This window comes from Dyadobacter sp. UC 10 (assembly GCF_008369915.1).
Taxonomy (GTDB): Bacteria; Bacteroidota; Bacteroidia; order Cytophagales; family Spirosomataceae; genus Dyadobacter.
This window is the reverse complement of sequence record NZ_VSRN01000001.1, coordinates 3046303-3069018: the sequence shown is the minus strand read 5'-3', so window position 1 is coordinate 3069018 and position 22716 is coordinate 3046303. Positions and strand designations below refer to the sequence as shown.

Annotated in this window: 16 protein-coding genes and 1 tRNA gene; 11 read left to right on the top strand and 6 right to left on the bottom strand. The window is 46.0% G+C overall.

All coding sequences use genetic code 11. The features are described 5' to 3' along the window. Positions 1-28 precede the first annotated feature (28 nt). Positions 29-1366, bottom strand: coding sequence for a T9SS C-terminal target domain-containing protein (locus FXO21_RS12670; RefSeq protein WP_149640414.1), 1338 nt, complete (start codon positions 1364-1366; stop codon positions 29-31). A gap of 44 nt (positions 1367-1410) precedes the next feature. Then, positions 1411-4224, bottom strand: a complete 2814-nt coding sequence (locus FXO21_RS12665) for a TonB-dependent receptor (protein WP_149640413.1) — start codon at positions 4222-4224, stop codon at positions 1411-1413. Positions 4225-4497: 273 nt separating this feature from the next. On the opposite strand from FXO21_RS12665, the gene FXO21_RS12660 reads away from it, so the two are divergent. From FXO21_RS12660 to FXO21_RS12645, 4 genes are all read left to right on the top strand, one after another. Continuing rightward, positions 4498-5121: a HupE/UreJ family protein gene (locus tag FXO21_RS12660; protein ID WP_149640412.1), complete on the top strand. Its 624-nt coding sequence runs from the start codon at positions 4498-4500 to the stop codon at positions 5119-5121. A 32-nt stretch (positions 5122-5153) separates the two neighbouring features. Beyond that, complete coding sequence (locus FXO21_RS12655; RefSeq protein ID WP_149640411.1) at positions 5154-7532, top strand: M1 family metallopeptidase; 2379 nt, start codon at positions 5154-5156, stop codon at positions 7530-7532. Between the two features lie 143 nt (positions 7533-7675). Next, positions 7676-8878, top strand: coding sequence for an ATP-binding protein (locus FXO21_RS12650; RefSeq protein WP_225865669.1), 1203 nt, complete (start codon positions 7676-7678; stop codon positions 8876-8878). A gap of 19 nt (positions 8879-8897) precedes the next feature. Continuing rightward, entirely contained in the window at positions 8898-9845 is a 948-nt protein-coding gene (locus tag FXO21_RS12645; protein WP_149640410.1) for a D-2-hydroxyacid dehydrogenase, read from the top strand. 2 nt (positions 9846-9847) lie between these two features. On the opposite strand, the gene FXO21_RS12640 is transcribed toward FXO21_RS12645, so the two are convergent. After that, positions 9848-10060 (bottom strand): hypothetical protein, encoded by a 213-nt coding sequence (locus FXO21_RS12640; RefSeq protein WP_149640409.1) that lies wholly within the window; start codon positions 10058-10060, stop codon positions 9848-9850. 205 nt (positions 10061-10265) lie between these two features. On the opposite strand from FXO21_RS12640, the gene FXO21_RS12635 reads away from it, so the two are divergent. The 4 genes from FXO21_RS12635 (at position 10266) to FXO21_RS12620 (ending at position 15665) form a co-directional block, all read left to right on the top strand. Then, positions 10266-10904, top strand: a complete 639-nt coding sequence (locus FXO21_RS12635) for a hypothetical protein (protein ID WP_149640408.1) — start codon at positions 10266-10268, stop codon at positions 10902-10904. A 31-nt stretch (positions 10905-10935) separates the two neighbouring features. Next, positions 10936-11715: an enoyl-CoA hydratase/isomerase family protein gene (locus tag FXO21_RS12630; protein ID WP_149640407.1), complete on the top strand. Its 780-nt coding sequence runs from the start codon at positions 10936-10938 to the stop codon at positions 11713-11715. Between the two features lie 78 nt (positions 11716-11793). Then, positions 11794-11867: transfer RNA gene (locus tag FXO21_RS12625), tRNA-Arg, on the top strand. 963 nt (positions 11868-12830) lie between these two features. Next, positions 12831-15665, top strand: coding sequence for a hypothetical protein (locus FXO21_RS12620; RefSeq protein WP_149640406.1), 2835 nt, complete (start codon positions 12831-12833; stop codon positions 15663-15665). A gap of 291 nt (positions 15666-15956) precedes the next feature. Here FXO21_RS12620 and FXO21_RS12615 read toward each other — a convergent pair whose 3' ends face one another. From FXO21_RS12615 to FXO21_RS12605, 3 genes are all read right to left on the bottom strand, one after another. After that, positions 15957-16652, bottom strand: a complete 696-nt coding sequence (locus FXO21_RS12615; protein ID WP_149640405.1) for a hypothetical protein — start codon at positions 16650-16652, stop codon at positions 15957-15959. A gap of 8 nt (positions 16653-16660) precedes the next feature. After that, on the bottom strand, positions 16661-17629 hold the full coding sequence (locus tag FXO21_RS12610) for a zinc-binding alcohol dehydrogenase family protein (RefSeq protein WP_149640404.1): 969 nt from the start codon (positions 17627-17629) through the stop codon (positions 16661-16663). Positions 17630-17731: 102 nt separating this feature from the next. After that, positions 17732-18358: a Crp/Fnr family transcriptional regulator gene (locus tag FXO21_RS12605; RefSeq protein WP_225865668.1), complete on the bottom strand. Its 627-nt coding sequence runs from the start codon at positions 18356-18358 to the stop codon at positions 17732-17734. A 306-nt stretch (positions 18359-18664) separates the two neighbouring features. Between FXO21_RS12605 and asnS the strand changes: the two genes are divergently transcribed. From asnS to FXO21_RS12590, 3 genes are all read left to right on the top strand, one after another. Beyond that, positions 18665-20101, top strand: a complete 1437-nt coding sequence (gene asnS / locus FXO21_RS12600; RefSeq protein ID WP_149640403.1) for an asparagine--tRNA ligase — start codon at positions 18665-18667, stop codon at positions 20099-20101. A gap of 141 nt (positions 20102-20242) precedes the next feature. Next, complete coding sequence (locus FXO21_RS12595; protein WP_149640402.1) at positions 20243-21361, top strand: hypothetical protein; 1119 nt, start codon at positions 20243-20245, stop codon at positions 21359-21361. A gap of 97 nt (positions 21362-21458) precedes the next feature. After that, positions 21459-22670 carry a serine hydrolase domain-containing protein gene (locus tag FXO21_RS12590; RefSeq protein WP_149640401.1) on the top strand — a complete coding sequence of 404 codons (1212 nt, stop codon included), beginning with the start codon at positions 21459-21461 and terminating at the stop codon, positions 22668-22670. Positions 22671-22716: the final 46 nt, after the last annotated feature.

Here is a 22716-nt window from a genome sequence, read left to right as displayed (position 1 = left end):
AATTCTGACACCAATTATATAAGAACTATTATTTCTTCAAAGAGTAATCTGTGTTCTGAGGATCGAAGTTAGCCCATCCCTCAGTCCAGTCAGTTGTGCTGAACGCACCAGCATAAGCAGTTGCATCAAATCCGGCTGGCAAAGTTGCTCCGCCGGTCAACAAAGGAGAACCTGCTTGTGGCAATAATGCTGGCTTTGCAGTGATTGAATTAAATCCGGCTGGCAACAGAAGGCTTGCAACAGCCGCAACGCTGTTCTTGGCACCTGCAGTGAACTGAGCAGCAGTAGGACCTTCCACTGCGCCATTTGATTGTGTTCCTGACAAAGCCACATGAACACCTTCCAGTTTCAGTAAGCCACTTGTGTAGTTTGTCAGGGTACTTGCATCATGAATACGAACACCTGAACGAGGCCATGCACCAGTAAACACGCTGTTATAGATAGAAATAGCAGAGTTACGACGAATCCTTGCGCCAGAAGCAAATTTACCATTCGGTTCTCCGTCAGCCATAGCTACTGTGATGTTTGCGAATTTCCCGGCAGTTTGGGGAGTTGCGGTCGTTCCATCTGAATCGTTATCTGATTCGAATGCATTTGAATCACCGGCCTGGTCAGCAACGCCCGGATCGCGAAGAACCAAACCATATTGTACCAATCCGCTAAATCCGTTATCCGTATCGAAATCGTCATCAAGACCACGGTAAGCGATCAGGTGTTTTGCATTTACAGTTCCACCAAACCACTCGAAAGAATCGTCACCGCCGAATGAGCATTGAACGTACTCGATTTTGGTTCCTGAACCAACACCGCCCATGGTAAGGCTATTGATTTCCTGGTTAGACTGATAAGCGATCCCGGCAAATTCAATACGAACATATTTCAGCTCACCGGAATTGTCGGCAACCTCTGTTCCACCGAATTCAGTTTTGTCTTCACCTTCAACTACGGCCGGAGTCTTGTTCACCGGTGCTTTTCCAAGGATTACCAATCCTCCCCAGTCACCAGCTTTCCTTGAACCTGCTGCTTCGTTGGATGTAAAAACGATCGGCTGCGTTGCCGTCCCAACCGCCATGATCTTAGCACCTCTTTTGATAAAAAGTGCTCCTTTTGAATCCTTATCACCTTTGATGATTGTTCCAGGTTGGATTGTCAGCGTTGCGCCGTCTTCAACATATACAAAACCTGTGATCAGATATTGCTTGTCCGCTGTCCAGGTTGTGTTAGTTGCAATACTACCCTTTACAGTTACCATTTCGGACGGAACTACAATTTCCTCTTCTGGTTCCGGATCGTCCTTACAGGCAGAAAATCCTGTCAACAACAATCCAAGCATCAGGATGTTAAATAGACTACTTAACTTTTTCATAAAACGATTTGTTTGATTTACTTTTTAATTAGTTGCTATGGTGATTAGAATTTATACGAAATACCAACCGTTGTGTAGGATCCGCGGCGGAAGGATTGGTAAGACTCATCGATGTCAGTAATCTCGCCGTCCAGGTTGCTATCCTGCATTAACCTGAATTTTTGATTGAGGATGTCCTGAATACCTGCCTTAAGTTCCAGGTGAGGACCCAGCGCTTTGATAATATTGAGGTCAAGCACGTTGCGGGGAAGCTCGTAAACGGTAGGCTGCACTTCTTTATCGCCTACAAGGAATATCCTCTTCCCAACGACATTATATAGCAAGTTTACCTGCCAGCCTCTGTTTACATCATTATAATAAAGACCTGTATTGATCAGGTAAGGCGATTGTCCCTGCAACTGGCGATTTTCTTCTTGCCCTGCGAAGCCTGTCAGTACATCACTTTTGATCACAGACGCATTCAGTACAAGCGTCAGGTTATCCACCAATGAAGAAGAAGTCAGGTTTTTCAATGATTTTCTTACTTCGACTTCCCCTCCTACTGCATAGGCTTCTTTGGCATTGTCAACCGAGAAAGTAACGTTTGATCCCGAATATCTGACCCTGGTTTCAATCGGGTTTTTAAAATGTTTATAAAAACCTGCAACAGATATAACTTCTCCCTCACTTGGATAAAATTCATATCGAAGGTCCAGATTTTGTATGGTCGGCGTTTTCAAATTTGGGTTACCTACACGAGAGACGTCGAATGTGAAGTCGTAGTAATTAAATGGCGCCAGCTCTCTAAATTCAGGCCTGTTGAGAGACATAGTGTAAGCCAGACGCAATAATGATTTTTCCGTAAAATTGTAGGCAAGGTTGGCTGATGGTAAAAACCGTAAGATCGGATTATTTACATCCACACGGTCGCCAAGTCCACGATATTGACTTTGCAGCTGCTGGCGGTTATGCTCTGCCCGCACACCGAATGAACCATTGAATTTTGTCGTGAAAGGAATATAGGACCCGATATACGCTGCCAGAAGCGTATTTTGAGCATTATATTTATCATCGGTATTGGTTCTTTCTCCATAGTGAAGCCTGCCAGCAGCAATGTTCTCAGCACTGAATAATTGCTCAGCCGGCAATCTCATAATCTCAGCAGGTACCCCGCCCGGATTGTTGACATTAAACCAGCGCGCCGCAAACTTTCTGTCCTTATATTCTCCAAACAAACCGGCGCGCAGTTTGATCTGCATATTTTCCTCTCCCTCATATCCGCTGCGTTCAATACGATGCTCACCGTCCACACGGAAAGAAGATGCAAGTTCTTTAAGAGACGAATAGAAACGCGCACCACGTGTCAAACTCGCGTTGCTTCCTGGCACTACTTCTACCGTGAAAGGATCATTTGTACCTATATTACGACTCGTTACAAATCGTCTGAAATCGGGCTCGTCACGGTTCGTATAACCAAATGCACCGGTCCATTTCAAGGTGGTCGCTTCCGACATTTCGTGCGTACCGCTCAGCTGCCCTGTATAAATGCTTTTTGATTCATAACGGAAAGCATAGTTCTGCACATCGCGTTCGTTATCGCGGCTGAACCCCTGACGGAAAGTTGTTTCCTTGCTGCTCAGCTGGTTGAAAAGATTCCGGAATTCGATTTTATGTTGCGGATTAAAAATCAATGCCCAGTTTGACATCACACCCAACCGCGTATTTTGCCCGTAAAACTGATCATTGTAGCTGGTTTCAATTTGCGATTCCTGTGTGTTTGTATCAAATGCCAGATAACGGAATTGGTTCGTAGGCGTAACCTGGTTTGCATTCGTATAACTGATGTTATTGAATGTTGTCAGACGCATACTTCCCAGATCCATGCTGTTATTATAACCCAGCGACAACCGTATATCCGGCGCTACGGTTTTGGTATACGTATCTACAAACTTCGGCAGGTTACGGAATGCATTGAATGTTGCTTCCGATGGCTGGCTGGCATTAGTTTGTCTGAGAGTTGGGAATGAAGAAGGAAGCTTCCGATCTCCTGCGCCAAAACCGGTCCAGTCCAGTGATGAACCCCTGTAATCCAGCACACTGCTGAAAGTGGTACCGGCCCTGAAACCTGGTGAAATAGCTACTGTAAAACCATTTGCATCAGGGATGGTTTTGGTGTAAATTTTAATGACCCCGCCGGCAAATTCTCCCGGAAGCTCTGGCGCTCCCGATTTATAGATCAGCATTCTGTCGATCGCCGAGCTCGGGATCAGATCAAACGAGAAGGATTTAACGTCCACCTCCGTCGAAGGTGTGATCGCATCATTCAGCATTACGGTATTGTAACGCTCATTTAAGCCACGAATAATAACGAACCGGTCGTCCTGAATAGACACTCCTGGCACGCGGCGGATCACCTGCGAAGCATCTCTGTCCTGTGACCGCTGGATTTGCTGCGCAGAAATACCAACAGCAATCTGCTCCGCTTTTTTGATCTCAGTGATCACCGAAACGTCTGTAAAAGTCTGGCGCTGGCCAACGATTTTCACTTCTGTCAGGTTGGCAACGTCTTCTTCTAGTGTAGAGTTGATTAAAACTGTCTGATTTGGATAAACCGTAACTTCGATTTCCTTGGCTTTGTAAGAAACGTAGGTTACTACCACAGTTTGCTTTCCGGTTGGAATGCCTGGCAATTCGAATTTACCTTCGATGTCGGATGAAGCGCCGACTGGCGGGGTGCTGCCTTTAAGTACTACACTTGCGCCGATTACCGGTTCTTTGGATTGAGCGTCAACGATCGTCCCTTTGATGGAACCCGTTTGTGCAAAGGCCGCGGAGGCCGTGATAAAGAGGAGGATGAATGTTAAAAGTCTTGATGTCATGTTGTGTCAGAATAATTTTCTGGCACAAAACTAGGTCGGCTACATTACTCCCAGATTTCTGTAATGTTATCTAATTGTTAAGTACAAAAAAACGTAACTCAGTGATTATGATCATCATATTTGGTGCAAGGACTGTATCATCGTCAAAATACAAGCTTAAACTACCCGATTCAGAATGATAAATTGGTTTCGTGGTCTGAATGCAATATATTCGAATTCATTTACTTTGTCCTGACAATTACTTTGTCGGGATTTTCAATTTAATCTCAGCTAATGTCCGAGTTTCAGGCGTACCTACAGTTAGGTTTTGAACACATCACAGATTCCAACGGCTATGACCACATTTTATTTATCATGGCGCTTTGTACCATATACACACTGATCGACTGGAAAAAGGTAATAGTCCTGGTGACTGCATTCACCATCGGGCATTCCATTACACTCGCGCTCGCTACGCTCGGACTTGTCACTATTGATCCCGCCTGGATTGAACTGCTGATCCCCATCACGATCGTTATTACAGGCTGCCTTAATTTCTTTTATAAAATACCAAAAGGTTCTTACCCAAAAAAAGACGACACGACCATGTTCAGGTATGGGCTGGCGCTTTTCTTCGGTCTGATCCACGGGCTGGGGTTTTCGAACTACCTGCGGGCACTGCTTGGCAAGGAAGCCGGAATATTCAATCCTTTGCTGGGCTTTAATGTCGGCCTGGAACTTGGTCAGCTTATTATCGTATTTGTGATCCTGTCCATTGCTTTTTTCCTTATCGAAATTTTAAGGGTACAAAGATTAAGCTGGATCCATGTTCTGTCCGGGATTATTGTCGGAATGGCGTTTTCGCTAATTTTAAACAATGAACTCTTTCAAAATCTGACCGGCGGCTCCGCCGTATAGCATCAATTATATTACACAATGAACAATCCACTATGAAAAACCTGCTGCTCCCGTTCCTGCTATTGCTGGTGTCGGTCACATCCTTCGCCCAGCAGCTGCCCGCTTCCGCTACTTATCAGTACAACGACCGTTTCGAACAGCTTGGCCCGGTGCTTCCTACGCCCAATTCCACGCGTGCAGCTTCCGGTGCGCCTGGCCGGGAATACTGGCAACAACGCGCCGATTACGATATTAAAGCCGAGCTCGACGACGACAAGCGCCGCATTATCGGCTCGGAAACGATCACTTTTTTCAATAACTCTCCCGATGAGCTGAAATACCTCTGGATGCAGCTGGATCAGAACCTTTTTAAAAAAGACGGAATAGGTGCAATGTCCCGGACCGGCGCTATCAGTGACAAAGGAATGACTACCGCACAGCTTGCCAGTTTGAACAATGGCAGAGGCTCATCCCTCGACCCGAATGTAGAATACGGCTATAATATCACCGCCGTAAAAGACAAAGCCGGCAAAGCACTTCCTTACAAAATCAATGGTACAATGATGCGCATTGATTTGCCGGTAGCGATGAAGCCAGGCACCAGCATTGTTTTTGGGGTGGAATGGAATTACAATATCACTGAATATTATGGCCGCAGCGGCTATGAATTTTTCCCCAAGGACGGCAACGCAAATTACTTTATCGCGCACTGGTTCCCTCGCCTGGCACCTTACGATGATGTAAATGGCTGGAACCACAAGCAGTTTTTAGGCCAGGGGGAGTTTGCATTGATTTTCGGGAATTACAAAGTGGCTATTACCGTTCCCGCCGATCACGTGGTAGCAGCCAGCGGTGAATGCCAGAATTATGCGCAGGTGCTTACAGCGACTCAAAAACAACGCTTAAAGAAGGCAGAAACGTCAAAAACGCCGGTTTTGATCGTAACGCAGGCAGAAGCTGAAAAAGCAGAAAAGCGCGAAAACAAAAACCCGGCTAAGAAAACTTGGATCTACAAAGCAGATAATGTCCGCGACTTTGCTTTTGCCAGCAGCCGGAAATTCATCTGGGATGCGATGCAGACTGATGTTTACAAAAGCGGTCGCAAGATCTGGTGTATGTCCATTTATCCAAAGGAAGGTAACCCCCTCTGGGAGCAATATTCAACCCGTGCAGTGGCGCATACTTTAAAATCATACGGCGACCGCACTTTTGAATACCCGTATCCGGTCGCAATTTCTTGTCACGGCATAGCTGGCGGCGGAATGGAATATCCGATGATCAGTTTCAATGGTGGCCGGCCGGAGGAAGATGGAACTTACAGTGAGGCTGTGAAATACGGCATGATCGGTGTAATCATTCACGAAGTTGGCCACAACTTTTTCCCGATGATCGTCAATTCCGACGAGCGTCAGTGGGCGTGGATGGACGAAGGTTTGAATACATTCTGCCAATACCTGGCTGAAAAGGAATGGGACTACAACTTTCCGACCCGCCGCGGCGAGCCTAACCAGATCACGGAATATATGTCTTCGGACAAATCGGTCCTGACGCCGATCATGGCTTCCGCTGAGAATGTAATCGGTCTGGGACCCAATGCATATGCAAAACCTGCGACTGCATTGAATATCCTGCGCGAAACCGTCATGGGGCGCGAGCTTTTTGACCATGCATTTAAGGAATACGCAAACCGCTGGCGCTTCAAAAGCCCCACTCCTGCCGACTTCTTCCGTACCATGGAAGACGCTTCCGGCGTAGACCTTGACTGGTTTTGGAAAGGCTGGTTTTATGGAACAGAGGCAGTAGACCAGGACCTGGTGACTGTGGACTGGTTTAGCATTAACACGCAAAACCCGGATATTGAGAAAGAAATTGCAAGAAAGGAATTTGCCAGAAAGCAGAACACCATGAGCAAGATCCAGGATGCAAAAACGAAAGGCGAAACAGTAGTGGCTCAGGATTCTACTATGGCTGATTTTTATAACCGCTATGACCCATTCAAAGTAACCGATGCGGATAAGCAAAAATACGAGCAATACCTGGCCTCACTTTCGGAAACAGAGCGGGAACTGATCCAGCAGAATACTAATTTTTATACGCTATCTGTGAAAAACAAGGGCGGACTTCCAATGCCTGTGATCGTCAAAATGGGTTTTGAAGACGGTACCGATTCCGTGGCGGTATTCCCGGCCGAGATCTGGCGTTTCAATGACCAGCAGATTAATAAGGTAATTTCCACCAGGAAAAAAGTGGTACAATGGACCCTGGATCCTTACCAGCAGATTGCCGACATTGATACAGAGAACAATTCGTTTCCTCGCGTAGCAAAACCAACACGCTTCCAGATCTTCAAACAGCAAACCCAAAAACCTGCAAACCCGATGCAAATGCAGGGAACAGGCGCCGGAAAAGTCAGCACTGATCCGAAAAATTAAAGAGAAGTGTAATATCACAAATCCGCTCCGGCTTCCGGCCAGAGCGGATTTTTTTATGCAATTTCAAAATAGAATCTATGTAATTTCAAAGTTCGATTTATGTAATTTCAAAATAAAACCTATGTAATTTCAAAATAGAAGTTATGCAATTTCAAAATTCAGCTATCTTTGTAGCTGGTATTTTCGTTGATATGAACTTCGTAGACAGGCACATAGAAAAAGTAATTCTGGAACAAAGCAGCAAGTTTCCGGTAATTGCTGTAACCGGCCCAAGGCAGTCGGGAAAGACAACGCTTTTGAAGACACTTTTTAAAGGTTACGCCTATATTTCGCTGGAAGATCCGAACAATCGCGCGTTTGCCGACAATGATCCGGTCGCATTCCTGAAACTTTACTCCGATAAAGTGATACTGGATGAAGTGCAACGCGTTCCCTCACTTTTTTCTTATATCCAGACCATCGTGGATAATTCAGGTAAAATGGGGCAGTTCATACTTTCAGGATCCCAGAATTTTCAGCTTTTAAACAACATAACGCAAAGCCTGGCTGGCCGCGTGGCGCTGTTTAAATTGTTGCCTTTTGACTTTGACGAAATGAAATCAGGAAATCTGCTGGCAGATCATGTAGCGGACGTCTGCATGAACGGTTTCTATCCTGCTATCTATGATCGTTCGATCAAACTGACCATATTTTACTCCAATTACATTCAGACGTATGTAGAAAGGGACGTTACCGAGTTAACCAATATCAGAGATACACGTCAGTTCCGCACATTTGTGAGCTTGTGTGCAGGGCGGGTTGGACAGCTAATGAACCTAAACTCTCTTGCCAACGAATGCGGCATTTCTCAGCCCACTGCCAAATCCTGGCTATCGATTCTTGAAAGCAGTTATATCATTTTTCAACTGCGGCCTTACTATCAAAATTTCAACAAAAGGGTTGTAAAAACGCCAAAGCTTTACTTTTACGATACCGGGCTATTGTGCCACATTCTTGGAATAAGGGATGCGGATACTTTTCATAATAATCCGTTAAAAGGAAATATTTTTGAAAACCTGATTATTGCTGAATATCAAAAGAAGAACGCTCACCAATATATCCATAACGAATATTGGTTCTGGCGCGATTCCAACGGACATGAGATTGATCTTTTAAATCAAAATGGAAATGCATTTGATATTTTTGAAATAAAATCGACCCAAACTATCCTGACGGAGCATTTTAAAGGGATGGATTTTTTTGATGAAGTAAGCGGAGGAAAAGTGGGCACGAAAACGCTGGTCTACGGCGGAAATGAAGACCAGAAAAGGACTAATTACTCAGTTCTCGGCTGGCGGAATATTTGAAACAAAAAACCTCTAAACAATGAAAATCGTAATTCTCGACGGATATACACTAAACCCAGGCGACCTGGACTGGGCTCCCGTTCAACAATTAGGAGACATAGAAATCTATGACAGGTCAAAGCCGGACGAAATCGTGCAGCGCGCTGCCGGGGCGGATGCGGTTCTTGTAAATAAAGTTGTATTGTCGAAAGCTATTCTCGACCAGCTTCCCGGACTGAAATACATTGGCGTCACAGCGACCGGTTTTAACAATATTGATACTGCCGCGGCAAAAAGCAATGGAATAATCGTCACAAATGTGAGGGCTTACAGCTCAGCTTCGGTTGCGCAACAAACTTTTGCATTGCTCCTTTCTCTCATGAATCGTGCCGAAATGCACAGCCAGAGTGTGTTTGCAGGAGAATGGGCTGCCTCGGCCGATTTTTGCTATTGGAAATCGCCACTAACCGAACTTGCAGGCAAAACAATGGGTCTGATCGGATTGGGCGATATTGGTTCCCAGGTTGCGCAAATAGCACTTGCATTCGGAATGAAAGTGATCGCCTACCGCAAACATCCCAAACCGGTAGAGGGTATTGAAATGGTAGGTTTGGACGAAATTTTTCTGAGAAGTGATGTGGTAAGCCTGCATTGTCCGCTGACCGAGGAAACGAAAGAGGTTATCAACAAAACCAATCTAGCAAAAATGAAGCCGAATGCAGTTGTTTTAAACACCGGTCGAGGCCCGCTGATTCAGGAATCTGACTTAGCAGAAGCTTTAAGAAATGGGGTCATCGCCGGCGCAGGATTGGACGTACTTTCGGCAGAACCCCCCAGAGCTGACAATCCGCTTTTAGCTGCGCCTAATTGCGTAATCACGCCGCACGTAGCCTGGGCGACTTTCGAAGCGCGGAAACGGCTAATGCAGCTAGCGGCGGAAAATCTGGAAGCTTTTATAAAAGGAAACCCTGTTAATGAGGTTTCCTGATGTCATTTTTTCTTTTTCTTCTTCTTTTTGCCCCAGTTATTCTTCATCGCCTTGTAAGACTTTTTAGTAACAGTCTTTTTGCTTTTAGGTCTGGTAGTACCCTTCTTTTTCCGGGCATTGATATTATTAAAAAGCGAGTTTTTAACCCCTAGCTTATTCTTTTTCGGACTTGCTTTTTTCTTTTTGGTGTCAGTCTTTTTCTTTGCCTTTGCCATGCTGATGAAGTTTTGGAAGCACGCATCAATTTTCATGCCGGGCATATTTGTATGTAAATCAATAGATTTAATCAGGCTCTCAGCTGCCCCCGGCCATTCTTAGAAAACAGTTGCACGTTTGCACAAAAACCTGCCGGGGCCACTTTTTGTACAATCTGGTTTTCAGGTTAATTTTACCGTTTCACTCTGATCCAAGCTCTGCGTTTTGAATAATCGACTGGCCATTATATTATCAGTACTGTTTCATCCACTGATCCTTACTACCTACCTTTTTGCATTGCTTTGCCTGTGGTTTCCCGATTTGATCGGATTGAGCGCCTTCGAGTGGCCTGCATTAATAAGTCTGCTAACCCTTTTATTCCTGAACACATTTGTCGCTCCGGCAGTAGTGACCTATTATTTTATGAAGATGGGCGTTATCACCAACCTATACGTTGATGACGTGTCCGAGAGGAGGCTTCCTTACCTGGTAACTGCCTTGATATATGGACTTGCCACGTATCTTTTCGGCTGGCAGCTGCAGCCCGTGGGACAAATGGCACCGCAAATATCTTTCATTCTGGCCAGTGTGACCATCTCTCTGGTGATCATTACCTGCATAAGTTTCTTTTGGAAAATTAGTGCACATGCTACGGGGATCGGCGGAGTTGTGGCAATACTCGCCGGGCTACTTATGCGATCCGAGGACTACAACTTACTCAATCCATTACTAATCAGCATTTTAATCGCTGGTTTAATATTAAGTGCTCGCCTGCAATTGAATGCACACAGCCCTGCCCAAATTCTGGTCGGTTTCCTTTGTGGCGTTTTAGTGAGTAGCATGACGGTGTATTTTTACTTCTGAAATCAAAAGGCTTTTTTAACCGCGCATTCCTATGTACGAACACATTCTTTTTAGCAAGACAAACGGAATAGCAAAGATCAGTCTCAATCGCCCGGAAGTGTACCACGCTTTAAGCGCCGGCTTAATGCTGGAAATCGCCGCAGCAATTAATGAAGTAGCGAACGATGAGCATATCAGGGTTTTAATCATAACCGGCGAAGGCGAAAAAGCTTTCTGCTCCGGCGCAGACCTGAAACAAACCCTCGAAGGCGGCGAAAGCGCTGAGCATATGCTCAAAACTTACTACGAGCCCATGATCCGCGGCATTCGCGAGCTTCCCAAACCGGTGATATGCCGGTTAAATGGCCTGGCTGTGGGTGCAGGATGTTCGCTTGCGTTGGCTTGTGATATAATAATCGCCCGTGAAGACGCTTACCTAAGCTTGCTTTTTGTGCAAATAGGACTAATGCCCGATGCCGGGGCTACCTACTTTTTGCCGCGACTGATCGGAATGGCGAGAACGTTCGAACTCGCATCAACCGGCCGAAAAATCTACGCAAAAGAAGCAGAGCAGATAGGACTGATCAACAAGGCTGTCCGCCCCGAAGAATTGGATACCGAAATCAATAAACTGGCTTCTTACTATCAATCTGCACCCACGCTGGCAATAGGTACGATGAAAAAGGTTTTAAACGAATCGTCGCATTCCGATCTGGCCAGAATGCAGGAACTGGAACGGGTAAATCAGCAAATATTGTTTGAAAGCAGCGATTCACACGAAGGAATTTCAGCTTTTTTAGAAAAAAGAAAGCCTGATTTTCAGGGGAAATAGGTTTTGAAACAAATTTTCGCAATTCAGCATTTGTTAAAAACAGTCAGTTTCCTATCTTTGCAGTCCCGTTCGGGAATTGGTTGCGTAGCTCAATTGGATAGAGCACCTGACTACGGATCAGGAGGTTTGGGGTTCGAATCCCTACGTGACCACAAAAGTAAAAAAAGACCTAGCAAATTCTGCTAGGTCTTTTTTGTTTTCGCGGGGGAGCCTGACTACGGATCAGGAGGTTTGGGCCGGGCCGCCGGGCGGTTCGAATCCCTACGTGACCACAAAAACAAAAAGACTTAGCAAATTCTGCTAGGTCTTTTTTTGTTTCCGCGGGGCGCCTGACTACGGATCAGGAGGTTTGGGCCGGGCCGCCGGGCGGTTCGAATCCCTACGTGACCACAAAAGCAAAAAAGACCTAGCAAATTCTGCTAGGTCTTTTTTTGTTTCCGCGGGGCGCCTGACTACGGATCGGGAGGTTTGGGCCGGGCCGCCGGGCGGTTCGAATCCCTACGTGACCACAAAAGCAAAAAAAGACTTAGCAAATTCTGCTAGGTCTTTTTTGTTTCCGCGGGGCGCCTGACTACGGATCAGGAGGTTTGGGCCGGGCCGCCGGGCGGTTCGAATCCCTACGTGACCACAAAAGCAAAAAAGACTTAGCAAATTCTGCTAGGTCTTTTTTTGTTTCCGCGGGGCGCCTGACTACGGATCAGGAGGTTTGGGCCGGGCCGCCGGGCGGTTCGAAGCCCTACGAGACCACAAAAGCAAAAAAAAGACTTAGCAAATTCTGCTAGGTCTTTTTTGTTTCCGCGAGGCGCCTGACTACGGATCAGGAGGTTTGGGCCCAAGCCGATATCATCACTATTCAATGCAGAAGACATTTACGCTTTCATCAACAATCTTTATCTCGACGAAGAAAACGGCTGAACTGAAGCGTTGGTGAAAAATGCACATAATTGGGAAAAGTGTCTGAAATTGTATTAAAAAAACCCGCGAACTAAAAGATCAACGGAATCTATATCAACGACGCTGCGCTCAATCACCTTACGCTGCAATGTGCCGGGAGGCAAAGGGTTCATTATCGTAGTAAAAGAAAATAAATGACAGACTCATCCAGAATTGTTGAAATGAAAAAAAATATCCTTACTACTGTGGCATTTATAATTGCCATGTGTCACTTCGCAGGTGTGAAAGCACAGCGAATCGATATAGGCAACCAGCCTGTTTACGACAAGCAAACATCGCGCAGTAAAACCGACTGGCTTATCACTGGCAATGCACAGAAGTCGGCGGTTTACAAAACGCAGGAAGGTCACATGGTTTTGAGTAATGGGCTGATTTCGAGAACGTTCACTTTGAACCCAAATGGTGCGACGATCGGACTGGACAACCTGATCACCAATGAAGCGCTGGTGAGAGCAGTTTCACCGGAAGCTGTAGTATGGGTGAATGGGCATGAGATCAATGTGGGCGGACTTACCGGCCAGCCGATCGGGAATTACCTGCTGCCCGAGTGGGTTCCCGGTATGAAAGCCGATCCATACAGTCTGAAATTGACCTCTTACACCTCCTCCCCGATCAAAGAACGTTTCGAATGGAACCGCCGTACTGAATGGTCGTCGCAGCAACTGCCCTGGCCGCCCAAAGGAATAGAAGTAGCATTTACGTACAAAGCCGACGAGGACGTGATCAGGAATTTTAAAAACCTGAACGGGCAGGATTCGAAAAGGGAAGTTTTACTGAAAGATGATTTTATCAAATTATCGCCGGACTGGAACATTGTTACTTCCCATACTTTGGCCAATGCATTTAATAATGAAGGTAAGGCCGGAGAAATCCTTGCGCCGGCCAATGCGGTGGTTTTTGGAGAACGGGCGCTGCCGGAACAAACCAAAGTGATCATTTGCAAACTTAATTCAGGAACGGACGAAAGCAGCGGGTACGGTCCGGGGGTTGCATTGCAGTTTGAGGGTGACAAATCTTCTAAATTCCATCTGTCGCCGGCTAACAGGCGTTTCCGTGTATATCACGATGGTAAAAGCCAGGATTTTGAAGGTTTTGATACCGGCAAATCCTATTTTCTGAAAGTACTGCTGGCAGAAAAAAAGATGATCTGCTCGGTTTCAGAGGATGGTAAAACTTATCAGATACTCACTGAATTGCCCACCAGCAGCTTTCCGACGCATATCCGGTTAGGAAAAACTGATCCGCGCGGGGGTAAAGTGAAAGGCAATGGTGACGAAGGTGTGGTGGGAAGAGGCAAAATAGAACAGTTGCTTTTACTGGGTGAAAATAAAGGATCGGATACCGATTTCGATTTCCTCAAAAACCTGAAAGTGACGGTACACTATGAATTATATGACGGACTGCCCATGATCAGCAAATGGGTCAGTGTGGAAAATGAAGGTAAAACAGAATTCATCGTCAACAATATCAAAAGCGAGCACCTGGCCGTGACCGAGGCGGAAAGTGCCGTGGAACACAAACAGCGATGGGAAATGCCACCCATATTTGCGGAAAGCGATTTTGCATTTGGCTCCATGTCGCCCAATGCAGCACAAAATGCCTGTGTGGAATGGAAGGTGGATTCGACTTACACGACGCAGGTGAATTACCTGTTACAAACGCCCTCGCTGCTGGTATGTATGCCAAAAACAGGTATGGGCCAGGAAGTTGCCGCCGGCGCTTCTTTTGATAGCATGCGGCTCTGGGAGCTGATCTATGATAGCTACGACCGGGAGCGGAGGGGCCTGAGTGAAAGGAAAATGTACCGTACCATATCGCCCTGGGTTACCGAAAATCCGGTTATCATGCATGTGAGTAGTGCGAAAGATCAGCCGGTGAAAGCGGCGATCGATCAATGTGCCGAAGTAGGTTTCGAAATGGTGATCATGACATTCGGCAGCGGGTTTGATATCGAGAATACCTCGCCTGAAAACTTGCAGCGCATGAAGGATTTGAAGGATTATGCCAAATCCAAAGGTATCGCCCTCGGTGGCTATTCGCTGCTGGCGAGCCGGGCTATTGATAAAGAAAATGATGTGGTAATGCCGGCCGGGAAAAAACCTGCATTCGGGAATTCTCCCTGTCTGGAAAGTGAATGGGGGAAGGATTATTTTAAAAAACTATACAACTTTTACGAAACAACCGGGCATGACCTGCTGGAACATGATGGTTCCTACCCCGGCGACGTGTGTGCCTCCACCATGCACCCCGGCCACCGCGGGCTGGAAGATTCGCGCTGGAAACAGTTCGGCGAAATTCAGAAGTTTTACCGCTGGTGCAGAAGCAAAGGCATTTATCTGAATGTTCCCGATTGGTATTTTTTGAACGGGAGTACCAAAGTGGCTATGGGTTACCGGGAAACCAACTGGTCGTTGCCGCGCGAATTGCAGGAAATCATAGAGCGTCAGAATATTTATGACGGTACCTGGGAGAAAACGCCGTCGATGGGCTGGATGTTTGTTCCATTGGTACAATACCACGGCGGGGGCGCAGCGGCAACCATAGAACCGCTCAAAGAGCATCTGCCGCATTACGAACAACGACTGGCCAATTTGTTTGGCGCAGGCGTGCAGGCGTGTTATCGCGGCCCGCAATTATATGATGCCCCTCAGACCAAAGCAGTGGTGAAAAAGTGGGTGGGTTTTTACAAAAAACACCGAACGATACTCGACTCAGATATTATCCACATCCGCAGGCCCGACGGCAGGGATTACGACGCTATCATGCACGTGGATCCGCTTGGAAAAGAGAAGGGTTTGCTGATGGTATATAACCCGCTCGACCAGCCTATCACCAGGGAAATTAATGTCGACCTTTATTATACAGGACTGAAAAAGCAGGTGAGTATTTCGGAAAATGGCGGGGCGGCCAGGAAAATGGCATTGAACGGCACCAAAATGACTTTAAAAGTGTCGATCCCGGCCAAGAGCCAGAAATGGTTTTTGCTGACACCTTAGTGCCGTTTGAATTTTGCCCATAATCTTATTCTTAATATGCAATTTCGAACTCTTAGAACCCCTATTTTAAGTATTTTAACTCTAATCATCGCCCCGCATTGCTATGCCCAGCATGATTTCAGTACCGACTATTTTAAAATCCATATCAACAATAAGGGATGGATTACGAGTATGACGAATGTAAACCTTGCACTGGTGCGAATAGGAAACCTTACGATGTACTCAAAGGGATTTGGGTTATCCGAAAAAGGGTTGAAATTTCTTCCAGAGATGTCGAAGGAAGCCTGCAGTTCATCGCTTAATCACCTTCAAATCCTTAAAATAGCCGATCGTACCAATGTCAACCCATAGCCCGATTGCTCCACGAGTCGTTTTTCCTTTCATTTTATCAACCACAAATGTCGAATACTTGGCATCGTTGATGAACATATAGGCTTTGGAGCCGGTGATTTCAATGCGCATTTTGATCCATTCGTTGACATTGACCGGCGCAGTCGTTTCGTATCTCCCTTCTGCTTCCTTTCGCAGTTTATCGAACTTGTAGTCAGGAAAAGCGTAGTACTGGACTGTCCTGTTCCTTGCCAGCTGATTATCTGATCGCCCCACCCTGGGCCGAAGGTAAATAGACTCAAATGCTGAGTCATTTTCATTGATCCGAAAAGCAACCCCGATAAAACCCTGGGCAGATTCAAAGGGTGACGGATCTTGAATGCGGCTCAGCATCATTACTTCGATCGTCCCATTTTCAAAATCAAGGTCCGTTAGTTTTGCATACGTCGGTTCATCGACAGTGGCACCCAGGTTTTTCGCATCAAAAGGCAAGGCTTTCAGGTCCCGCTCGATTTTCAAAACGTTATTCCCATCCAGTTTGGTGACCGAGCCTGTAACGTTTTTGAGTTCAAATGTTTGATTTTGAAACCTTAATGTTTGTGCAAAAGCCGCAACCCCTATTAGGTTGAACAGCATAATGAATGAAGCGTTTTTCATATTTTCTTTTAAGTCAAAACAACAATTTTTCCGGCTCCCTGGTTACTTTCCATAAATTCATGGGCTTCCACAATTTGCTCTAAATGAAATGTTTTGCTGATGGGAAGCATGATTTCACCAGCTTCGACAGAATTGATAAACTCCTGAAAATCCCGTGCAGGACTCGTAATTTGTCCACTATCATAAATCGTGAGGCGAACAGTTGCCGGTATAAATTCCATTGGTGCAAAATCGGGTATCGACCAGCTTTCTGAAAGCATGCCGGTCATACAACCTGTTCCACCGGGCCTGAGACATTCCAATGAATCTTTCAACGTCGATGTCCCGACCAGTTCCAGTGCTTTGTCAATTCCGGCGGGAAATATTTCGTGAACTTTTACCTTCAAATGTCCATCGTCAATCAGTACATGCGACGCGCCATTATCCAATAAGGTTTGTGCTTTCGATGGATTTCGCGTGGTGGCCACTACGGTCAGCCCGGCCCTCTTTGCCAACTGAATGGCGAGCATGCCTACCGATGAAGTTCCGCCTCTTACAAGTAGCGTTTCGCCTTTCCGGATATCCAGGGCCAGATGCAAAGAGCCGTGCGCAGTTTGGAACATTTCCGGAATCGCTCCCAAGACTTGCCATAAAAGATTACTGGTGAATGGTCTCAGCAAATGCTTGGGTAAAACAGTAAACTCGGCATAGCTTCCATCAAAGTCGCGTCCCATTCCGCCCATCAATGCGAGCACCTGCTGCCCTTTTCTGAGTTCCCCGGAAGGATCAGATTCAACTTTACCAACACATTCAATTCCCAGGATACGGGGAAATTTCACATCGGGCGAAAGTCCTTTGCACGTCATTAACTCTGACCGGTTCAACCCAAATGCTTTTATTTTGACTAAAACTTCCCCTTCCTGCGGTATCGGCACAGGAAGGCCCTCCAAGATCAATTGGCTTGCAGAACCTGGCTGGTAAATGACGGCTGCCTTCATAATTAATTAACAGAAAAATTGAACTGCTTTTCAGTTTGCAAAGATCCGCCTGCTGCACGGTTCAGGCCAATAAGATAGATTAAGAAATACCTTTAAGGTAGGTTAAGGCTTGGATTGCTTCGAGGAGATTTCCTTTCGGACTTTACTTAAAAACTCCGGCGTTATGCCCAGATAGGAAGCTATTTGGGTATTGGGCAGCCTCTGGGCCAGGGCGGGATACTGTTCCAGAAATGCAATATATCTCTCCTGGGCGGTGGAGCTGAAATTTTGCAGAACCCGGTTTTGAAGCTCTACGTAATTGCTTTCGACAATTACCTTAAAAATCCGGTCGAGTTTGGGAATATTGGTATATAAAAAGTAGAGATCGTCCTTCTCGATCTGAGCGATCACACCAGGCTCGATGGCTTCGATAAAGAGCTTGCTGGGTTTTCCTGAATGCAGGCTTCCGATGTCAGCGATCCACCGTGCTGCCGGAAGGTTAGTGTCTGCCGCAAACTGAAGGTTATGCTCCGTCCCTTTCGCATCGACAGCAAACATCTTCAAACAACCGCTTACTACAAACGAATAATGTTTGCACTGAAAGCCTTCTTGTAAAATCGCTTGCCGGCGCCTGATATTACGGATCGTTACCCGCGCAGCCAAAAGATGCTTTTCACGATCGTCGAAAGCCAGGTAGCTTTCAAAATGGTCGACCAATGCTTGCAGGCTTAATGTATCAGGGCTATTCAATGTGTCTTGATTTGTCCAGTTTGCGACGCAAATATAGATAAATCAAGTTCGAGACAGTACTAACAAGTATCGCCCTGATTGACCACGGTCAAGGCTATTTTTATAGAATCTGATGGTAGTTCCCGGACAACTTAATCGCCAACGCATGTAGGTTACCCGGAGACCAGGCTGGGTAAATAACCAGAGGCTGAGATTTATCGGGCGGGTTCGATATTTTAAATATTGCATTCCAAGCTCGTAAGGAGCCAGATTGATCCTATATTTGCGCCAAAATTCATAATATTTAATTAAAACAAAGATTGCAAAATGGGACCGCTGCAAATCAAAGAAATATTACAGGCTACTCCTGAAAACCAACCCATTACGCTTAAAGGCTGGGTTCGGACCAAAAGAGAAAGCAAAAACGCGATATTCATTGCTTTAAATGACGGTTCAACAATCCATAATATTCAGGCAGTTGCAGAGCCAGGCCAATTTTCCGACGAGCTAATGCAGAGCGTTACTACCGGTTCCTGCCTTAAAATTGACGGACAACTGGTCGAATCACAAGGTTCAGGACAGGTTGTTGAAGTTAAAGTGAACGCCATTGAGGTTTACGGTACTGCCGATCCGGAAGTTTATCCGCTTCAACCAAAAAAGCATTCACTCGAATTCCTACGTGAAATCGCGCATTTACGCCCGCGTACCAATACTTTCAGTGCGATTTTACGTATCCGCCACGCATTGGCTTTTGCGGTACATCAGTATTTCAATGACAAAGGCTTTTTCTATCTGCACACCCCCGTAATCACGGCTTCCGACGCAGAAGGAGCCGGTGAAATGTTCCGTGTTACGACATTGGACCTCAATAAACTGCCAAGAACCGAGGAAGGTGCGATTAATTTTAAAGAAGACTTCTTCGGAAGAGAAACTAACCTGACAGTATCGGGCCAGCTGGAAGGCGAGCTGGGTGCGATGGCGCTTTCTAAAATATATACCTTCGGCCCGACCTTCCGTGCCGAGAACTCCAATACCACGCGTCACCTGGCCGAATTCTGGATGATCGAGCCTGAAATGGCCTTTTTCGAGCTGGAAGACAATATGGACCTGGCGGAAGATTTTGTAAAAAAGGTGATCACATATGCGCTCATCAATTGCAAAGACGACCTGAATTTCCTGCAAAACAGGCTGGCTGACGAAGAAAAAAGCAAGCCACAGAATGAACGGTCGCTGCCGCTGCTTGAAAAACTAAGCTTTGTGGTTGATAATCCTTTCGAGCGTCTGACTTATACGGAGGCGATCGATATTCTTTTGAAATCCAAGCCGCATAAAGAGAAGAAATTCCAATACCAGGTTGGCTGGGGAATCGACCTTTCCAGCGAGCATGAACGATATCTGGTGGAAAAGCATTTCAAAAAACCCGTGATCCTGACCAACTATCCAAGAGAGATCAAATCGTTTTACATGAAGCTTGACGAGGATGGGAAAACAGTCCGCGCGATGGATGTACTTTTCCCGGGCATCGGTGAAATCATTGGCGGAAGTCAGCGGGAAGAAAATTACGAAAAGCTCCTCGGCCGCGTGAATGAAGTAGGTATTGACCCGCAAAACCTGTGGTGGTACCTCGAAACCCGCCAATTCGGAACCGCGCCGCATTCCGGTTTTGGGTTAGGTTTTGAGCGCCTCGTCCAGTTCGTCACCGGGATGGGTAACATCCGCGATGTGATCCCATTCCCGCGATACCCGAAAAGCGCAGAATTTTAATACAGCAAATCCCGGCCAGCCGCCGGGATTTTTTGCTTAATAGCGTTCTGAAAAAACAACCAGCCAGCTACCGTTACCTTTCCAGCGCTTTACCGTCTAAGTAAAGTAAATAGTGTAAATCTCACTTAATCATACACGCACATGGAAAGTTTGCTGCGGATCCTTTGGGTCGGTTTTCCTCTTGTCTTTTTTAGTTTAAAATGTATTGCGCAGCCTTTTCAGGTCAAGTGGACCATGGATTATACCCAGGCCGGAGTGTCGAGCGATGCTAATTTTACTCCCGCGAAAGCTGTTCTGGCGGGCGGCGCTAATGATTTTACATTGCCTACGGTTTACAGTGCTGGCGGATCGATCGTAGCCGGATATATTATTCGTCCGTGGCCACTCGTATCTTCCAAAAGCAGGTATATGGAATTTACATTCACGGCCAATTCATTTAAATACAACATTTCATCAATCTCATTCCGGTTACGAAGATCACCTAGCGGGCCTAACAAAGTTCAACTGCGTTCTTCGCTTGACGGTTTTGCCTCCGACCTTACTGCGATTACTATCACTAACTCCGACGTATTCAATTCTTTTAGTGTCCCTGTACATATTTCTAATCTTTCAGATAATACATTCTCAATCCGCATTTACGCACACAATGCCACCAAAATCCAGGGTGTTTTATGGTTTGATGAAATTGTCATCAACGGACTGGTACTGCCAATTGTCCTTCCACTGGAACTGACTCAATTTAAAGCGGAGTCTGCTGAGAAGGCTATTACGCTCTTTTGGGAAACGGCATGGGAAAAGAGTACCGACGAATTTCTGATTGAACGAAGTTCTGACCTCGTGAATTTCGAGCGCATAGGATCCGTTGCTGCCGCCGGAGAAACCAGTGCCCGTAAAAATTATCATTTCACGGACAATTTGCCGATATCAGGTGCCAGCTACTACCGCCTGCGGCTTGTTGATCAGGACGGGTCGTTCTCATTTTCAAAAACAATTGATGTTCACACAAGCAAAACCGGGGATGACCTGGTTGTTCAACCCAATCCCGCTTCTCCCGAAAAAATTATAATCTCAGGAAAAGACATATCACCGGACGACCTTTGCCTTACTTCCGCTGCGGGTTTGCAGATCAGTTTTAAATGTGTAAAAAATGGCCCCAACTCCGTGATTTTGTTGCCCGTGCGCCTGCTATCCCCCGGATTATACGTTCTTACCTATCCAAAAAATATTGGGAAAGAACATGTTAAAATACTAGTTCCCTAAAAGATTCTATGCTTAATTTGTGTATATTAAGCATAAAAGATGGCGAATAGCCATTGTGATATTATCTACGTTCTGAAAATTTAAAGGCTACAAGCCTATGTTGAGAAAAGTGCAGCCGAAAGTGTGGTATACAGCTCTTGCTGTGTTGGTGATTCTGGCCGTTTCCTGGGGTTTGGTTAGGAAAAACAAGTCAGAAACGGAGGAAGTGGCTGTACGGGCTAAGACCATATCCGGTCTCGATCCTGTAGCCATCAAAACTCCGAGTGCAGAAACAGCGGCTAAAATTTCCAAGATTGAGGACATTTTCAGGCGTAAGAAACGGGCGGGCTTCAATGGGAATGTACTGATCGTACAGAAGGGAGAAGTACTTTACCAGAATTCTTTCGGATTTGCGCGCATTAAGGAGAAAGATACGCTGACAAGTCTGTCGCGTTTCCAACTCGCCTCGCTCTCCAAGCCCTTCACCGCGATAGCCGTCCTGAAACTGATCCAGGAAGGACGTGTAAGCCTGGACGATTCCGTTCAACGCTTTTTCCCGGAATTCCCCTACCATGGAGTTAAGGTGGATATGCTTCTGAGTCACAGAAGCGGGCTGCCGAATTACATTTACTCATTCACAGACAGCATTCGCCACGGTAAAAAATATCCTGATAACCTGGATATTATGGATTGGTATGCAAAAGTTACCCCCACCCCGACGCCATATAACCGGCCCGGAAGGTCATTCAACTACTGCAACACCAATTACTGCGTGCTTGCCGCGATTGTCGAAAAGGTTACAGGCGATACATTTGGAAAATACCTGAATGATCAGATTTTCGCTCCGCTGGGAATGCTTAACACATTTCTGGTGACCGACACGTCTTCGGCGGCAGTGAAATACAGAACTGTCGGGCACCAGTTTGGCCGCAGGCTCGAAAAGGATTATTACGACGATGTTGTGGGCGATAAGGGCCTCTATTCAACAACAGGCGATATTTACCGCTTTTACAACGGATTAACCAAAGGTCTGCTTCTGGACAAAAAGTTACTTGATGAAGCCTTCAAGCCCCGCAGTTTCGAACATGCAGGCATACGCAATTATGGCTACGGATTCAGGATGCATGTCAATAAAGACAACTCTACGCGCTTTATTTATCATGGAGGCTGGTGGAAAGGTTACAACACCATGTTATGGGTATCCCCGGACGATGAAGCGGTAATTATTGTATTGGGTAACTCCTACAACCGTTCAACTTACGATTTGAAAGAATTGCTGGAAGTAATCCACGGTTCCGCCAAAATGGAGGATATCGAGAAAGACATCTAGCATTGTTTGAATTCGGCCACGAATTCAGGATATTTGCCGAAATCAA

Bases quoted from the DNA above. Each gene is read 5' to 3' on its own strand.
- FXO21_RS12670 (WP_149640414.1), bottom strand. From the start codon at position 1,366: ATGAAAAAGTTAAGTAGTCTATTTAACATCCTGATGCTTGGATTGTTG.
- FXO21_RS12665 (WP_149640413.1), bottom strand. From the start codon at position 4,224: ATGACATCAAGACTTTTAACATTCATCCTCCTCTTTATCACGGCCTCC.
- FXO21_RS12660 (WP_149640412.1), top strand. From the start codon at position 4,498: ATGTCCGAGTTTCAGGCGTACCTACAGTTAGGTTTTGAACACATCACA.
- FXO21_RS12655 (WP_149640411.1), top strand. From the start codon at position 5,154: ATGAAAAACCTGCTGCTCCCGTTCCTGCTATTGCTGGTGTCGGTCACA.
- FXO21_RS12650 (WP_225865669.1), top strand. From the start codon at position 7,676: ATGCAATTTCAAAATTCAGCTATCTTTGTAGCTGGTATTTTCGTTGAT.
- FXO21_RS12645 (WP_149640410.1), top strand. From the start codon at position 8,898: ATGAAAATCGTAATTCTCGACGGATATACACTAAACCCAGGCGACCTG.
- FXO21_RS12640 (WP_149640409.1), bottom strand. From the start codon at position 10,060: ATGGCAAAGGCAAAGAAAAAGACTGACACCAAAAAGAAAAAAGCAAGT.
- FXO21_RS12630 (WP_149640407.1), top strand. From the start codon at position 10,936: ATGTACGAACACATTCTTTTTAGCAAGACAAACGGAATAGCAAAGATC.
- FXO21_RS12620 (WP_149640406.1), top strand. From the start codon at position 12,831: ATGAAAAAAAATATCCTTACTACTGTGGCATTTATAATTGCCATGTGT.
- FXO21_RS12615 (WP_149640405.1), bottom strand. From the start codon at position 16,652: ATGAAAAACGCTTCATTCATTATGCTGTTCAACCTAATAGGGGTTGCG.
- FXO21_RS12610 (WP_149640404.1), bottom strand. From the start codon at position 17,629: ATGAAGGCAGCCGTCATTTACCAGCCAGGTTCTGCAAGCCAATTGATC.
- asnS (WP_149640403.1), top strand. From the start codon at position 18,665: ATGGGACCGCTGCAAATCAAAGAAATATTACAGGCTACTCCTGAAAAC.
- FXO21_RS12595 (WP_149640402.1), top strand. From the start codon at position 20,243: ATGGAAAGTTTGCTGCGGATCCTTTGGGTCGGTTTTCCTCTTGTCTTT.
- FXO21_RS12590 (WP_149640401.1), top strand. From the start codon at position 21,459: ATGTTGAGAAAAGTGCAGCCGAAAGTGTGGTATACAGCTCTTGCTGTG.